General features: G+C 61.8%; 14 protein-coding genes. 2 read left to right on the top strand and 12 right to left on the bottom strand.

Annotated elements, in window-relative coordinates; genetic code table 11:
- Window positions 1–36: 36 nt before the first annotated feature.
- Genes citF through citD form a run of 3 tightly spaced genes read right to left on the bottom strand, consistent with a single transcriptional unit; the run spans window position 37 to window position 2575 of the window.
- Window positions 37–1443 carry a citrate lyase subunit alpha gene (gene citF / locus H9Q75_RS07820; protein ID WP_186565840.1) on the bottom strand — a complete coding sequence of 469 codons (1407 nt, stop codon included), beginning with the start codon at window positions 1441–1443 and terminating at the stop codon, window positions 37–39.
- The gene (locus H9Q75_RS07815; protein ID WP_186565974.1) at window positions 1440–2306 is read right to left on the bottom strand and encodes an HpcH/HpaI aldolase/citrate lyase family protein; all 867 of its coding nucleotides are present in this window, start codon (window positions 2304–2306) and stop codon (window positions 1440–1442) included. Before H9Q75_RS07815 ends, citF begins: the two co-directional genes overlap by 4 nt.
- Entirely contained in the window at window positions 2306–2575 is a 270-nt protein-coding gene (citD, locus tag H9Q75_RS07810; RefSeq protein WP_186565838.1) for a citrate lyase acyl carrier protein, read from the bottom strand. The genes H9Q75_RS07815 and citD overlap by 1 nt, the downstream gene beginning before the upstream one ends.
- Before the next feature lie 363 nt (window positions 2576–2938).
- Between citD and nrdD the strand changes: the two genes are divergently transcribed.
- Window positions 2939–5137 (top strand): anaerobic ribonucleoside-triphosphate reductase, encoded by a 2199-nt coding sequence (gene nrdD, locus H9Q75_RS07805; RefSeq protein ID WP_186565836.1) that lies wholly within the window; start codon window positions 2939–2941, stop codon window positions 5135–5137.
- 209 nt (window positions 5138–5346) lie between these two features.
- Window positions 5347–5895 carry an anaerobic ribonucleoside-triphosphate reductase activating protein gene (gene nrdG, locus H9Q75_RS07800; RefSeq protein ID WP_186565834.1) on the top strand — a complete coding sequence of 183 codons (549 nt, stop codon included), beginning with the start codon at window positions 5347–5349 and terminating at the stop codon, window positions 5893–5895.
- An 87-nt stretch (window positions 5896–5982) separates the two neighbouring features.
- Here the strand turns inward: nrdG and H9Q75_RS07795 are convergent, their stop codons facing one another.
- The 9 genes from H9Q75_RS07795 to H9Q75_RS07755 all read right to left on the bottom strand — a co-directional run bounded on the left by H9Q75_RS07795 (window position 5983) and on the right by H9Q75_RS07755 (window position 15224).
- Window positions 5983–7155, bottom strand: a complete 1173-nt coding sequence (locus H9Q75_RS07795) for a thiolase family protein (protein WP_186565832.1) — start codon at window positions 7153–7155, stop codon at window positions 5983–5985.
- 19 nt (window positions 7156–7174) lie between these two features.
- Window positions 7175–7819 carry a 3-oxoacid CoA-transferase subunit B gene (locus H9Q75_RS07790; protein WP_186565830.1) on the bottom strand — a complete coding sequence of 215 codons (645 nt, stop codon included), beginning with the start codon at window positions 7817–7819 and terminating at the stop codon, window positions 7175–7177.
- Window positions 7820–7830: 11 nt separating this feature from the next.
- Window positions 7831–8481 (bottom strand): CoA transferase subunit A, encoded by a 651-nt coding sequence (locus H9Q75_RS07785; protein WP_186565828.1) that lies wholly within the window; start codon window positions 8479–8481, stop codon window positions 7831–7833.
- 10 nt (window positions 8482–8491) lie between these two features.
- Window positions 8492–9697: an L-lactate MFS transporter gene (locus H9Q75_RS07780; protein WP_186565826.1), complete on the bottom strand. Its 1206-nt coding sequence runs from the start codon at window positions 9695–9697 to the stop codon at window positions 8492–8494.
- Between the two features lie 5 nt (window positions 9698–9702).
- A complete protein-coding gene (locus H9Q75_RS07775) occupies window positions 9703–10665 on the bottom strand; it encodes a 3-hydroxyacyl-CoA dehydrogenase family protein (protein ID WP_186565824.1) in 963 nt (320 codons plus the stop codon).
- Between the two features lie 13 nt (window positions 10666–10678).
- Complete coding sequence (locus H9Q75_RS07770) at window positions 10679–11545, bottom strand: beta-keto acid cleavage family enzyme (protein WP_186565822.1); 867 nt, start codon at window positions 11543–11545, stop codon at window positions 10679–10681.
- Between the two features lie 45 nt (window positions 11546–11590).
- Window positions 11591–12931: a GntP family permease gene (locus H9Q75_RS07765; RefSeq protein WP_186565821.1), complete on the bottom strand. Its 1341-nt coding sequence runs from the start codon at window positions 12929–12931 to the stop codon at window positions 11591–11593.
- 256 nt (window positions 12932–13187) lie between these two features.
- Complete coding sequence (locus H9Q75_RS07760; RefSeq protein ID WP_186565819.1) at window positions 13188–14600, bottom strand: sigma 54-interacting transcriptional regulator; 1413 nt, start codon at window positions 14598–14600, stop codon at window positions 13188–13190.
- 129 nt (window positions 14601–14729) lie between these two features.
- Entirely contained in the window at window positions 14730–15224 is a 495-nt protein-coding gene (locus H9Q75_RS07755) for a flavin reductase family protein (protein WP_186565817.1), read from the bottom strand.
- Window position 15225: the final 1 nt, after the last annotated feature.

Raw genomic sequence — 15225 nt, 5'->3', positions numbered from 1 at the left:
GCGCGGCCCGGCCGCGCGCCTTTTTGGGTATCACGTTTATTCCACACAGTAGAGGGTGTCGATGAGGGAGCCGTCCCGGTAAAATACCTGGGCCAGCACCTTGCCCTCCCTGCGCTGGGGGTAGGTGGGCTCACCGGTCAGGGCGATGGCGGTCTGATAAAGCGCCCGGATATCTTTCACAGGCAGACCGGCGGCCTCAAAGCGCGAGCGCAGGTCGGCACGGGCGGGGTTGACCGCCACACCGTACTGGGTGACCAGCACGTCCACTGTGTTGCCCGGGGTGGTGATGCAGGTGACCCGGGGCATAATCAGGGGGATGCGGTTGCGCAGAAGGGGGGCCACAATCATGGTCATCTTGGCCCCGGCGGCGGCGTCGCTGTGGCCGCCGCTGCCGCCCATGATATTGCCCTTGGAGTCGGTGTGGACGTTCACGTTGAAATCAAAGTCCATCTCGGTGGCGCCCAGCACCACCACGTCCAGCCCGTCCACCAGACAGCTCTTGGCCGTGGGGCTGGCGTACTGGGCCGCACTCACCTCCCAGTGGCGGGGATCGGTACGGATGGACTCCACCGCGGTCAGGTCGAAGCACTGGCAGTCCACCAAAGCCCGGAAGCAGCCCGCCTGGAGCATGTCCACAATGTAGCTTGTGATGCCGCCCATGCAGTAGCTGCCCACTACGCCCCGGGCAAGCATTTTGTCCTTGAGGCCCTTGGCCACGGCCAGGCTGATGCCCCCCGCGCCGGTCTGGAAGGCGAAGCCATCCTCCAGCAGGCCGGAGGCCTCAATGCAGGCCACGGCGGTGTCCGCGATCTGGAGGCGCACCGGGCTCCTGGTGATCTGAGTGGTGCCGGAGACAATGCCCGCCGGGTCGCCGATGCTGTCCACCTGCACCACATAGTCCACGCAGGTCTCCCGGATGGAGGCCCCGGCCAGGGGATAGGGCACCAGGTTGTCGGTGATGACCACCGTCTTGCCCGCGTGCTCCGCGTCGGCAAAGGCATAGCCCAGGCTGCCGCAGGCGCTCTTGCCGGCCTTGCCGGTGAAGTTGCCGTGGTCGTCGGCGGTGGGGGCGGCCAGGAAGGCCACATCAATCCTGGAGCGGCCGGAGATAATATCGCTGGGGCGGCCGCCGTGGGTGCGGAATACGATGGGCCTGGGCAGAAGCCCCCTGGAAAGCTCCCTGCCGATCTTGGCGCCGATGTACGCGGTCTCCAGCCCGGTGACCACACCGTTTTTGATGTGGTCCAGCAGGGGCATGTGCACGTCAAAAATGGAGCTGGCGTTGATGGTCAGGTCCTTAATGCCCATTTGGGCGATCGCGTCCAGCACCAGATTGAGCACGTGGTCTCCGTTGCGCAGATGGTGGTGGAAGGAGATGGTCATGCCGTCCTTCAGCCCGCTCAGGCGGACGGCCTCCTCCAGACTGCTCACCAGCTTGTTCATGCCTTCACCCCCATCTGCTCCGCCGCGTCCAGGACCTGACGGGCCCGGGCCACGATGGGCTTGTCGATCATTTTTCCGTGGAGGGCCACCGCGCCCTTGCCCTGGGCGCGCCCCTCCTCAATCACACGCATGACCTCCCGGGCGTAGGCGATGTCCGCCGCGCTGGGGGAGAAGGCCTGATTGACGATCCCCACATGCCGGGGGTTGATGACCAGCTTGCCGGAAAAGCCCAGGCCCTTGGCCAGACGGGCATCCTGCTCCAGCCCCTCCAGGTCGTCGGTGTCGGTAAAGGGGGTGTCGAAGCACTCCACCCCCGCCGCCCGGGCGGCGGCCACCAGCCGGCCCCGGCTGTAGGCGATCTCGGCGCCCTCCTTGGTGCGCTTGCACTGCAGGTCGGCGGTCAGGTCTTCCGCCCCCAGAGCCAGGGCGGCCACACGGGGGCAGGCGGAGGCGATCTCGTAGGCGTGCTCCACGCCCACGGCGGTCTCCACCAGAGCGATCACCCGGATACCTCCGGGAGTCAGGCTGTTGGCCTGTTCCAGCGCCAGAAGGGCCTGGTCCAGGGTGAGCATGTCCTGGGCGCAGCCCGCCTTGGGCAGCAGAATGAATTGGGGGGCCAGAGGGACAATTTCCTCCAGATCCTTCCGCCAGTAGCCGGTGTCCAGCCCGTTGATGCGCACCACCACCGTGGTGCGGTAGCGAAAGAAGCCAAGGGCGTTGCGCACAAGGATGCGGGCGGCATCCTTGTCGTCAGGCGAGACCGCGTCCTCCAGGTCGATAATAATACTGTCGCTCCCCAGCAGGTCGCCGTTGATGAGCATGCTGGGGCTGTTTCCGGGCAGGAAGAGCAGGGATCGCATCATCACGCCTCACCTCCGCTCCGGCGCAGCGCCGTCTCCACCCGGGCGCGGATCACATAGTCCAGCGCCCCCTTGTCCTGTATGCGGATGCGGCCCGCGGTCACGCCGCAGGCGGCGGCGGTCTCCTGCACTGCGGCCAGAATGGCGCCTCCAAACAGATCGGCCACAGAGGACTCCACCTCAATCTGTACCGGGGAGCCCCCTGGCTCCGCCCACACCAGCACGTCGCCGGACTTGTCGGTGCCGGCGCCGGCCGCTCTGGTTAAATTCATGTGATTCATCCCTTTCCACATATGACCTGTCCGCCTGGGAGCGACAGGCCCATTACTCCTAGTATACAACACACACAGCCGCCAGGCAAGAGGGGGCGTGTCCATATCCCGCGTCATTTTGCCGCCTGAGGGCGGACCGTTTTCGCCTGCGGGGCTGATTGAGCCTGTGATTTTCAGAGCGATTTGCCAACCTATCAAAAAATGGGGCTGGATTTTATCCAAAACTCACAATAGACAAGCAGGGCGTTTTCTGCCATAATAGGCTGTGCAGACACAAGATATTGTGTTTAGGATGCTTTGGCGTACAAAATATCACGATTGTTTTACCAAAAGATACAGCGATAGAAAGCGTGGGGGATCGTTATGACAGTCATCAAGAGAAACGGGACCGAAGTGGGCTTTGACATTACAAAGATCATTGCCGCTATCACCAAAGCCAACGAGAGTGTGGAGGAGAGCATCCGCATGACGCCCATGCAGATCCGCCGAATTGCAGATTTTGTGGAGCTCTCCTGTGAAAAGATGAACCGTGCCCCCTCAGTAGAGGAGATACAGGATCTGGTGGAATACCAGATTATGGCCCACGGCGCCTACGAGGTGGCCAAGAACTACGTGACCTACCGCTATATCCGCTCCCTGGTGCGTAAGAGCAACACCACCGATGAGAAGATTCTCTCCCTCATTGAGTGCTGCAATGAGGAGGCCAAGCAGGAGAACGCCAACAAGAACCCGGTGGTCAACTCCACGCAGCGGGATTACATGGCGGGCGAGGTCTCCCGGGACATCAGCGAACGGCTGCTGCTGCCCCAGGATATTGTGGAGGCCCACCGGGAGGGCGTGATCCATTTCCACGACACCGACTACTATGCCCAGCACATGCACAACTGCGACCTGGTCAATCTGGAGGATATGCTGCAAAACGGCACGGTCATCACCGGCACCAAGATTGAGCGGCCCCACAGCTTTTCCACCGCCTGCAATATCGCCACCCAGATCATTGCTCAGGTGGCCAGCAACCAGTATGGCGGGCAGTCCATCTCCCTGACCCATCTGGCCCCTTTTGTGGATGTGAGCCGGAAAAAGCTGCGCCGGGTGGTGGAGCAGGAGATGGAGGCCATCGGCGTGCAACCCGGCGAGGAGAAGCTCTCCAACCTGGTGGAGGCGCGCCTGCGGGACGAAGTGCGCCGGGGGGTGCAGACCATCCAGTACCAGGTGCTCACCCTGCTGACCACCAACGGACAGGCGCCCTTTGTCACCGTGTTCATGTACCTCAACGAGGCCAAAAATGAGCAGGAGAAGCGGGATTTGGCCATGATTATTGAGGAGACCCTGGAGCAGCGCTATCAGGGTGTGAAGAATGAGGACGGGGTGTGGATTACCCCCGCCTTCCCCAAGCTGATTTACGTGCTGGAGGAGGACAATATCCATGAGGACTCCCCCTATTGGTATCTGACTGAGCTCGCCGCCAAATGCACCGCCAAGCGCATGGTGCCCGACTACATCTCTGAAAAGAAGATGCTGGAGCTCAAGGGCGATGTGTATACCTGCATGGGCTGCCGCTCTTTCCTGACGCCGGACCGCTTTACCGACGCCGGAATCGGCAACATCGCCAACGCGGGCAACTATGAGCCGGGCAAGCACAAGTACTATGGCCGCTTTAATCAGGGCGTGGTCACTATCAACCTGCCGGACGCGGCCCTGTCCTCGGGCGGGAACCTGGAGAAGTTCTGGCAGATCTTTGAGGAGCGGCTGGAGCTGTGCCACCGGGCGCTGCGATGCCGTCACGAGCGGCTCAAGGGCACCCTGTCCGATGTGGCCCCCATTCTGTGGCAGTACGGCGCTCTGGCCCGGCTGAAAAAGGGCGAGCCCATTGACGCGCTGCTCTATAACGGCTATTCCACCATTTCCCTGGGCTATGCGGGACTGTATGAGTGTGTGAAATATATGACGGGCAAGAGCCACACCGACCCCGCCGCCACCCCCTTTGCCCTGCAGATCATGCAGAAGATGAACGACAAATGCAAGGAGTGGAAGACGGCGGAGAACATCGACTACTCCCTCTACGGCACGCCTCTGGAGTCCACCACCTACAAGTTCGCAAAGTGCCTCCAGCGCCGGTTCGGGATTATCGAGGGCATCACCGACAAGGGCTATATCACTAACAGCTATCACGTCCACGTGTCCGAGCCCATCAACGCCTTTGAGAAGCTGAAGTTCGAGGCGCAGTTCCAGCACCTGTCCCCCGGCGGCGCCATCAGCTATGTGGAGGTGCCGGACATGCAGAATAATCTGGAGGCAGTGCTCCAGGTGATGAAGTTTATCTACGACAACATCATCTATGCCGAGCTGAACACCAAGTCCGACTACTGTCAGGAGTGCGGCTGGGATGGCGAGATCGAGATCGTGGAGGAGAACGGAAAGCTCATCTGGCGCTGCCCCAAATGCGGCAACACTGACCAGGATAAGATGAACGTGGCCCGCCGCACCTGTGGCTACATTGGAACCCAGTTCTGGAACCAGGGGAGAACCCAGGAGATCCGTGACCGGGTGCTGCACCTGTAAAAAGGCTCTAGGGGGGACGTTCCCCCCTAGATACACAAGCACCGCGCCGCTGCGCGGCACAATGCTTGTGATCCCCCCTCGTCCGCTCCGTGAGCGGACGGCTGCCCGCACTGGCGGGCAGGCAATGGTGTGCTGCGCAGGCGTATGTCCTGCTCCGCACGGATTTTCAATTGCTTTCCGCCGCAGGCGGAAAGGCTGAGAGGCTCGCTATGTACTACGGTGAGATCAAAAACTGTGATATTGCCAACGGAGAGGGCGTGCGGGTGACCCTGTTTGTCTCCGGCTGTACCAACCGCTGCCCCCACTGCTTTCAGCCCCAGACCTGGGACTTCTGCTATGGCCAGCCCTTTACGGCCCAGACGGAGGAAGAGATTCTAAGGCTGCTTGCCCCCGGCTACATCAACGGCCTGACCCTGCTGGGGGGGGAGCCCTTTGAGCCGGTCAACCAGCGCGCCTTGGTGCCCTTCCTGCGCCGGGTGCGGCGCGCCTATCCGGGAAAAAACATCTGGGGATTCTCCGGCTTTACCTATGAACAGCTACGGGCAGAGGGCAGCCATCCCCACTGCGAGGTGACGGAGGAGATGCTCTCTCTGCTGGACGTGCTGGTGGACGGGCGCTATGTGGAGGAACTGAAAGACATCTCCCTGCGCTTTCGTGGCAGCTCCAATCAGCGGCTCATCGATCTGAACGCTACCCGGCGGACGGGAGAGCTCTGCCTGCTGCCTGAGCGGGCGCGGGGGAGCGCCTCGCATCCTTAACGGAATATGGCACAAGAGGCCCCGGCAGCATCCGCTGCCGGGGCCTCTTCCTGTGATAGAGAGAAGGAGTGTGCAGAGTGATCGGTATCAGCACATACGGTAGATGCCGGCCGCGCCCATGCCGCCGCCGATGCACATGGTTACCATGCCGTACCTGCCGCCGGTGCGTCGCAGCTGGCTGAGCAGCTTGCAGGTGAGGAACGCGCCGGTGGCGCCCTGGGGATGGCCCAGCGCCATGGCGCCGCCGTTGGGGTTGGTTTTGGCCGGGTCCAGTCCCAGCTCTTTGATGCAGGGGATGGCCTGGGCCGCAAAGGCCTCGTTGAGCTCCACCACGTCCAGATCGGCCACCGTAAGACTGGCCTTCTTCAGCGCCTTGGGGGCCGCATAAATGGGGCCCAGGCCCATATAGTCGGGCGCGCAGCCGGCCACCGCAAAGCTTTCCAGAACCGCGATGGGCTTTACACCCAGCTCCTCCGCCTTTTCGCGGGTCATGAGCACCACAAAGGCGGCGGCGTCGCTGGTCTGAGAGGAGGTGGCGGCAGTCACCACGCCGCCCTCCCGAAAACAGGGCTTCAGCCCGGCCAGCTTCTCCAGGGTGGTGTCCCGGCGGATGCCCTGGTCCTTGTCAAAGACGATGGTGTTGCCCTCGGCGTCCACGCCGGGGAGGGGGACAATTTCCTCGTCAAACAGCCCGGCGTCCTGGGCGGCCGCGGCGCGGCGGTGGCTCTCCACCGCCATCTCGTCCATCTCCCGGCGGCTGACGCCATAGCGGGTGGCCACGTTCTCCGCGGTCAGACCCATGGGAATGTACTCCTCCTCCCGCATGGACAGCAGCTCAGGGTCAAAGGTGTCGGAGATGTCCAGGTTTACCGGGCAGGCGGTCATGGACTCAATGCCGCCCGCCACAATTATGTCCGCCACGCCGCAGGCAATCTGGCCGGCGGCCAGAGCGATGGCCTGCAGACCGGAAGAGCAGAAGCGGTTGATTGTCATGCCGCACACGCTGTCCGGCAGACCGGCCCGGGCGGCCACCAGACGGGCCATGTTATACCCCTGCTTACGCTCCGGAATGGCACAGCCCACGATCAGGTCCTCCACCTGCACGGGCTCCAGCTGGGGAAGCTTGGCCAGCACGCCCTTGAGGGTCAGACCACCTAAAGTGACCGGGTGCATGTTCCGAAGGGCACCCTTTTTCCCGGATTTAGCCACGGCGGAGCGGCCGTAAGCCACGACCACCGCCTGGCGATGTTGTTCCATCATTCTGATATTCCTTTCCTGGTTAAAACGCCATTTCTTTTAAATCGTCCGCAATCAGGAGGACGGGCTCCGTCTTGGCCTGAACCTCCTCCACGGTGTGACCGGGGGCCAGCTCCCGCAGGAGCAGGCCGTTTTCCGTCACGTCAATGACGCAAAGCTCGGTCACAATATGGTTGACGCAGGCCCGCCCGGTATAGGGCAGGCTGCACTCGTTCACAATTTTGGGCGCACCCTCCCGGGTGCAGTGTTCCATTGCTACAATCACCTTCCTGGCCCCGTTGCACAGATCCATGGCGCCGCCCATGCCGAAGGCGCGGCCCGGGGAAGCCCAGTTGGCCAGATCGCCCCCTTCGGAGACCTGCAGCGCGCCCAGCACAGTGGCCGCCATACGTCCGGAGCGGATCACGCCGAAGGACATGGCCACATCAAAGGCGGAGGCGCCGGGGACGGGGACAAAGGGGATCCCGCCCGCGTTGACCATGCGTTCGTTCACCATCAGGCCCTCCGCGATGGGACCCACGCCGATGTAGCCGTTTTCCGCCTGAAAGAGCACGCCGGGCTCGGCGTAGTTTCCGCACAGGCTGGGGATGCCGATGCCCAGATTCACCACGTCGCCGGACTTGAAGTAGGCCGCGGCCCGCTTTGCAATCAAATGTCTGTGATCCATACTGCGCCTCCTTATACCAGGATCATGTCGATGAACATCCCAGGCACCTCAACCTGGTCCGGAGCGATTTCGCCCAGGTCGCAGAAGTGGTCGCACTCCACGATGGACAGGGCGCCGCAGGTGGCGATGACGGGGTGGGAGGCCCTGCCGGAGGCCCCCTGGTAGGTCAGGTTTCCGATGGGGTCGGCCCTGCGGCAGCGGGTGATGGCCACGTCGGCCCGCAGGGCTGGCTCCAGCAGATAGCGCTCCCCATTGACCCGCACAACCTGCTTGGACTGCTCCACCACCGTGCCCAGGCCGGTTTTGGTAAGCACGCCCCCCAGGCCCAGGCCGCCGCAGCGGATCCGTTCAATGAAGTTGCCCATGGGGCTGAGCTCCGCCTCCAGCGTGCCGGCCTGGATCTGGGCATTGGTCACGGGGTTGGTGCCCACATGGGTGGTGATGATACGGTCCACCACACCGGCGTCGATGAGCCGACCCACGCCTACACCGGGGTCGCTGGTATCAATCGAATAGATAGTCAGGTGCCGGGCGCCGCTGTCCAGGATACACCCAATCAGGCGTTCCGGCATATACCGTCCGGTCTGCCCGCCGATGGCGATGATCTGGCCGTCCCGAAACTGAGAGATGATGGCTTCTCTTGTGGTAACTTTGCTTTCCATAGGCTTCTCCTTACTGCACTTTGGGTTTGAGGAAGCGGGAGCCGATCAGGCCCGCGGCGGCCAGCACGGCCGCGGTGAGGAAGGCCCCGGAGTAGCTGCCGCCCGCGGCGGCCTGAAAGCGGACCGCCAGGCTGGGGCCGATGAGGCTGGCAATACCGAAGACCACATACATCACGCCGTAATTCTCCGTGATATAGCGGGGGCCGAACATCCGGGCGGTCAGCGGGGTGAGCACCGAGGCAAAGCCGCCGTAGCAAGAGGCGGCCAGTCCCATGGCGCACAGGACAAGGGCGCTTTGGGCGGTAAAGGCCAGAAGGACCATGGAGAGGATGCACAGCGCAAAGACCAGGACTAGGACCCGGCGTATGCCCAGCCGATCGGACAGGCCGCCCCACAGGAAGCGGCCGGCCATGTTGCACGCGGAAAAGACACTGACAAAGGCGGCCGCCTGGGCGGCGGTGAAGCCCAGCGTCTGCTGAAGAATGGGGGAGGCCTGGCTGATGACGATGGTACCAGCCACCAGAGCGCAGGTGAACACCGCGACCATCAGGTAAAAGGCGGGCGTGCGCACCATCTGCCCGCGGCGCAGGTCGGAAGCGGAGCCGGCGCTCCCGCGCTCAGCGGGAGCGCGGAAGCGCCGCGTGAATTCCTCCGGTGGATCCTTTAACAGCACAGAGCCCAGCAGGATCACAATCAAAAAGACGCTGCCCAGAATGCGGAACGCCGCAGCCAGGGACAGGGAGGTGGTGAGCGCCACTGCGGTGGGCGCCCAGAAAATGGCCCCCGATCCATAGGCCGCAGTCCCCAGACCCGAGGCCAGGCCGGACTTGTCCGGGAACAGGCGCACCACATAGGCCATCATACTAGGGTAGATAAAGCCGCATCCCAGCCCGGAGAGCACGCCGTAGAAAACATACAGCTGCCATACCGAGGCCATGGACCCAGTCAGAATCAGCCCGGCGCCGAAGAGCACGGCGCCCAGGGCGATGCAGCGCCGGGTGCCCAGCCTGCGGATCAGCGGGGCAAAGAGGATGGGGGCCATGGTGGAGCACACCACGGTAATGGTGTAGGCCAGGGAGACCTGGCTGCCCGGCCAGCCGTGGGTGGAAATAATGGGGGTCTGCAGCACGCTCCAGGCATAGCCGAAGCCCGCGCATACACAGATCACCAGACTGGCAATGAGACACAGCCAGCGCCTTTTTTCAAATTCCTGCATTCACATCACAACTTCTTATGTAGTTTCAGAATCTCAATCAGCATCTTATCCCGGTAGGCGATGCATTCCTCATTGGTATGGCCCACGTAGTCGGGGAAGTGCGCCATCTCCTCGTCTACGCCGGGCTGGGCGATCTCGCTCCAATTGTCCGGCTGATGGGTCCAGCTGGCCATATCCGCCAGCCACACATCGCCGGAATTGCCCAGCATTTTGACCATGCCGGTCAGACCGCCGGGATTGCCCATCTGCATGATCATATTGTGGCCGAAGATGGCCCAGCGGATGCCGGGGCCATAGACCAGGGCTTTATCCACGTCCTCCACGGAGCACACGCCGCGCACCACCAGGTCCTGAACCTCACGGTACAGGGCCAGCTGCAGGCGGTTGGCAATAAAACCAGGGCACTCCCGGCGCAGGAGGACGGCCTCCTTGCCGATGGACTGATAGAAGTCGTAGACGGTCCTGACCGTCTCGTCGGAGCTCTTTTCTCCCTGGGTTATCTCCACCAGCGGAATCAGATGGGGGGGATTGTAGGGGTGGGCGCCCACACAGCGCTCAGGATGGGCGGCGTTCTCCACAATCTTGGTAATCAGCAGGCCAGAGGTGCTGCTGGCGTACAGCGCATCGGCAGAGGCAAACTGCTCCACCTGGGCCAGAATGGACTGCTTGATCTCCAGGCGCTCCGGGCCGCTCTCCTGGATAAACTGGGCGTTTTTCACCGCCTCCTCCATGGAGGTGGTGGGGTGAACCCGGGCGACAATCTCCGCCTTCTGTTCCGCTGCGATGGCCTCATGGCCCACCAGCGCGTCCAGGCTCTTCACCATCTGGGCGTGGCTCTTGGCCAGCTGCTCGTCATTGATGTCGTACAGGGTCACGTTCAAGCCCTTCATGGCGTACTGAATAGCCCAGCTGGAGCCGATCACGCCGCCGCCCACACAGGCGACATTCCGAATCTCAGAAGCCTTCATCGTTCAGCCCCCCTTACCGCGCCAGGGGCTTGATGCCCAGAATCTCGCGGGCCTCAGCCGGGGTGGCGGGCTCCCTGCCGAACACCTTCACCGCCTGAACCGCGCGCTCCACCAGCATCTGATTGGTGGCCATAATCTTCCTGCCGTCCGCGTCAAAGCCATAGACCACGTTGTCCTCCAGGCCCACGCGGATGTGGCCGCCCAAGGCCAGGGCCGCGTACATGATGGGTAGGTGGCTGGCGCCCACGCCGAAGGCGGACCAGGTGGAGCCCTCGGGGATCTTGCTCTTCAGATAGAGCAGGTTCTCCACAGTGGCGGGCATGCCGCCCAGCACGCCCAGACAGAACTGGTAGTGGCAGGGGGCGGGCAGGTGGCCCTTCTTCACAAAGTAGTCGGTGATGCCCAGCATGCCGGCGTCAAAGATCTCAATTTCCGGCTTGATGCCCTTCTCCATGTACAGGTCGCCCAGCTGCTCCAGGAACTGGGGGGTGTTCAGGAACACACCGCCGGGCATCCAGTTGAAGGAGCCCGCGTCATAGGAGCCCATCTCAATGCCGGGTACAGTCTTGTGGTGGAGCCAGCGCTCCTCGTCGGTGGCGGGATGGGCGGGGGAGGCGCCGGAGGAGGTGCAGTTGATGATGACGTCGCAGTCCCTGTGGGCGCGGATGCCCTCCACGATTTCTTTAAAAGCTGCAGTATTCATGGCACCCAGGCCGTCCTCGGCGCGGGTGTGGATGTGGACCACGGCGGCGCCCAGCTTCCAGCACTCGTAGGCGGCCTGAACGATCTGCTCCGGGGTCTCCGGAATATTGTAGCCAGGAGGGGTCATAGCGCCGGTCAGGGCGGCGGTAATGATGGTCTTGTTTTTCAGGTTGCTCATAATAAAAGATACTCCTTTTTGAGATGCTTGACAATCTTTTTGCAATCAGCACACGCCCAGGCTGGCCAGCACACAGGCGAAGGCGGTAACGATGATGGGGATGACGGTGTTCAACCAGAACACATGCATATAGCCCTCTTTATGGGACAGCTGGGCCACACCCAGGGCGGAAGCGGTACCACTGGAGTGGGGTAGGGTATCCAGACCGCCGGAGGCCATGACGGAGATGCGGTGAATGATGTCGGGAGAGATGCCCATGGCCAGGAATTTTTCGGCAAACATACCAAGGCCGATACCCAGAGCGGAAGAGGCAGAGCCAGCCACGCCGGCGGCGATGTTTACGGCCACAAACAACTGGAAGATGGGAGGCCCGGGGATCTTGTCCAGAGCGGCCATAATGGCGGTATAGCCGGCGGTGGAGGAGACAACACTGCCAAAGCCCACAATGACGCAGACGTTGAGCAGCACCATGATGGCGTTGCGGATGCCGTCACCGAAGCAGTTGGCGATGCTGGCCTTGCTCTTGACAAGGCTGGGCCCAAACAGGATCAGAGCGACCACCACGGCCACTACCAGGGAGACGACGGCATTCAGCTTGAAGCCGTTCAGGGCCACCAGCAGAGCGATAGAGGGGATTAGGCAGACAATTAGATTGATTTTGGGCATTTCGCTGCTGTTTTCAGCGGGAGAGGAGGCTTTCACCTTCGCGCCGGTGGGCAGGAAGTGCTCGCCCTTTTTGTCGCACTTGGTGAGGGCGTATTTACAGTAGATGACGCTGAGCACAATGCACAGGATGGTGGAAATGACACCCAGTACTGGGGCTGCGGTGGCTTCGGTGCCCAGCACCTCCATGGGAATCAGGTTTTGAATGGCGGGGGTGCCGGGGATCATGCTCATGGTGAAGGAGCCAGAACCCAGGGAGCTGGTCATATACAGGTGCCAGGGCACGTCGAATTCCTCAAACAGGTCCTTGCCGATGGAGACCAGAACAAACACGCAGCAGTACAGGTTGATGCCGCCTACGGTGAGGATGGCGGTCATAATGCCTACGGACAGCACGGCCAGCAGGCGTTGATACTTGACGGGAGCCAGACGGACCAGACGGGCCACTTTCAGGGCGATGACCTTGGCCGCACCCGAGTCGCTCATGATTTTGGCGAAGATGGAACTCAAGGCGAACATGAGGAAGTAGCTCTTCATGAAGTTGGCAAAGCCGGTCATGTAGGTGTCGGTCATGGTGGTCAGGATGTTGCCGCCGGCAAAGATGGCCACCACCAGGGCGGCCAGAGGGGCCAGCACATACAAAGGTACCCCCTTTAGGGCAAAGACAATCAGGATTGCCAGGCCGAGCAGGATACCAATGATGCTCAGGACTTCTGGGCTCATACAAAAGTTCCTCCTTAAAAAATTTTTCTTCTCTCTGCTCACCGCTCCGGATCGGTGAATGACATTTAAAATGTAAGCAATATGTGTGCCAACTTTTTAAAAAACGCGGAAAAAGCTGAAATGGCGGGAGAAAAGCGTGAGATCATCTGTGTGAAAAGGGTACAAGCAATGCAGAAACGCATTACCAGTGAGAAAAATGGGCAATGCAAAAACGCAAGTAATGCAGCGCTGCATTACTTGCGTTTCTATCAGTTAATTATAGATGGTATTTCTGCCGTTTCCGCACAATGGTGGACTGATCAGTCTTGAGAAGAGCGGCGGCCTTGTAGCTGCTGCCGCACCGCTTGAGCGCGTCGGCCACCACCTGCCGCTCGCAGAAGTCCATATAGCCCTTCAGGGAGAAACGCTCCGGGTCGTACCGGTAGAAGCTTTCCCAGTCGGCGGGGTAGACCTCGGAGGCGGCGGGGGTCGGCGGGGTCTCCCCCAGCAGCTGGTCTGGGATCTGGTAGATCTCCATCGACCCCAGCGAGCTGGTGACCAGCAGGCGCTCCACCACATTTTTCAGCTCCCGCACATTACCCGGCCAGTCGTAGTGCTCCAGCTGCTCCAGCACCGGACGGGTAAAAACCTTGGTGCGGCTGTATTTTTTGCAGAAATAGTCCAGGAAGAAGGTGGACAGAGGTATGATGTCGGCCCGCCGCTGCCGCAGGGGTGGGATTTCCAACGGGATTACGTTCAGGCGGTAGTACAGATCCGCCCGAAACGTGCCGTGAATCATGCAGGCCTTAAGGTCCTGATTGGTGGCGGCCAGCAGGCGGAAGTCGATCTCCTCCTCCTTTACCGCACCCAGGCGCTTGCTCTTGTGGGTTTCCAGCACCCGGAGCAGCTTGCCCTGCAGGGCAAGGGGAAGCGAGTTGATCTCGTCCAGAAAGAGGGTGCCGCCGTTGGCGCTCTCCACCAGGCCGGGCTTGCCGGCGTTGAGCGCCCCGGTAAAGGCGCCCCGCTCATAGCCAAAGAGCTCGGCCTCCAGCAGGTTTTCCGGCAGCGCGGCACAGTTGATCTCCACCATTGGCCTATCGGCCCGCCGGCTGCTCCGGTGGATGAAGTCGGCCAGCACCTCCTTGCCCGTGCCGGTCTCTCCGGTGATCAGCACGGTGGAATCGGTCTGGGCCACCTGGGCGGCCGTCTGGGTCAGAGCTTTCATGGCCGCGCTCTCCGCGATAAAGCCGTCCGGCCGCTCGTCCGTGGCCGGGGACAGGTCGGGGGGCTCCACACTGTGCTCGTCCTCAAGCAGAAGGGCCTGCTGGTAGCGCTTTTTAAACAGGTCCAGCCGCACCATCTCCACCAGCATATACTCCACCTCGCCGGCGCTGTCAAAGATCGGCGTGGCGGTGGCCATCTGGCGGTAGCGGTACCCCTTGGGGGTGACCACGTTGTTGACAATGGAAAGCTTCTTCTTCTGTTCAAAGGCCATCACGGCCACGCTGACCGAGACCTGCCCCTCAGGAATCAGGCGGAAGGCGTTGAGGGCCAGAACATCCTCACGTGTGGCGCCCACCATCTTGACAAAGGAGTTGTTGCAGTAGATGTAGTCGCCTTGGCGGTTGAGAATATAGATGCCCTCATTGATGTTGTCGAAAATCTCGGCGAGAAGATACAGGTCTTCCACGGCGATCCCTCCCGTCTGCAGGAAAGCGGAGCTTTGTCCCTGACATTATACCGCTTGCGGCGCTGCGCCGCAAGCGGGAGAATGAAACAGGACCCGGATTCGTCGGAATCCGGGTCCTGAGAAAGCCCGTCAGATGGTATCCAGAGCGCCGTAGCCCTGGAAGGCGTACAGGCCCTCCACCGAGGGATCGGCCCAAATCTGGTCGATGCGCCCTACATAGAGGGTGTGATCCTCCATGGGATAGCTGGCCTTCAGCGTGCAGGCAAAGCACAGCCGGCTGCCCTCCACCAGCTGGGGGCCGAAGCCGTCCAGCTGCATCAGCGGGATGCCCAGTTCAGCGGCCTTGTCCCGGTCCCGGCCGGAGCAGGTCCCGGCCTTCAGGGCGGCGTCCTTCAGGGCACTGCCCACAATGGACAGGCCGAAGGCACCGTCCGCAGCGATGCAGGAGCCGGTATAGCCCTTGTTGCTCAAACAGACTGCCAGCGTGGCGGGGTGATTGGATACATAGGTCCACCAGGACAGGGCCATCACGTTGGTGGAGCCGTCCGGCTTGCGCGCGGTGACCAACCCAAAGGGGTTGGGGGAGGTCAGCTTCTGGGCCGCGCCGATTGAAATCAGTTCCATT

The sequence above is a fragment of the Lawsonibacter celer genome (assembly GCF_014281125.1).
Taxonomy (GTDB): domain Bacteria; phylum Bacillota; class Clostridia; order Oscillospirales; family Oscillospiraceae; genus Lawsonibacter_B; species Lawsonibacter_B celer.
The sequence above is the reverse complement of the archived record's forward strand: the minus strand, read 5'-3'. Positions and strand labels throughout refer to the sequence as shown.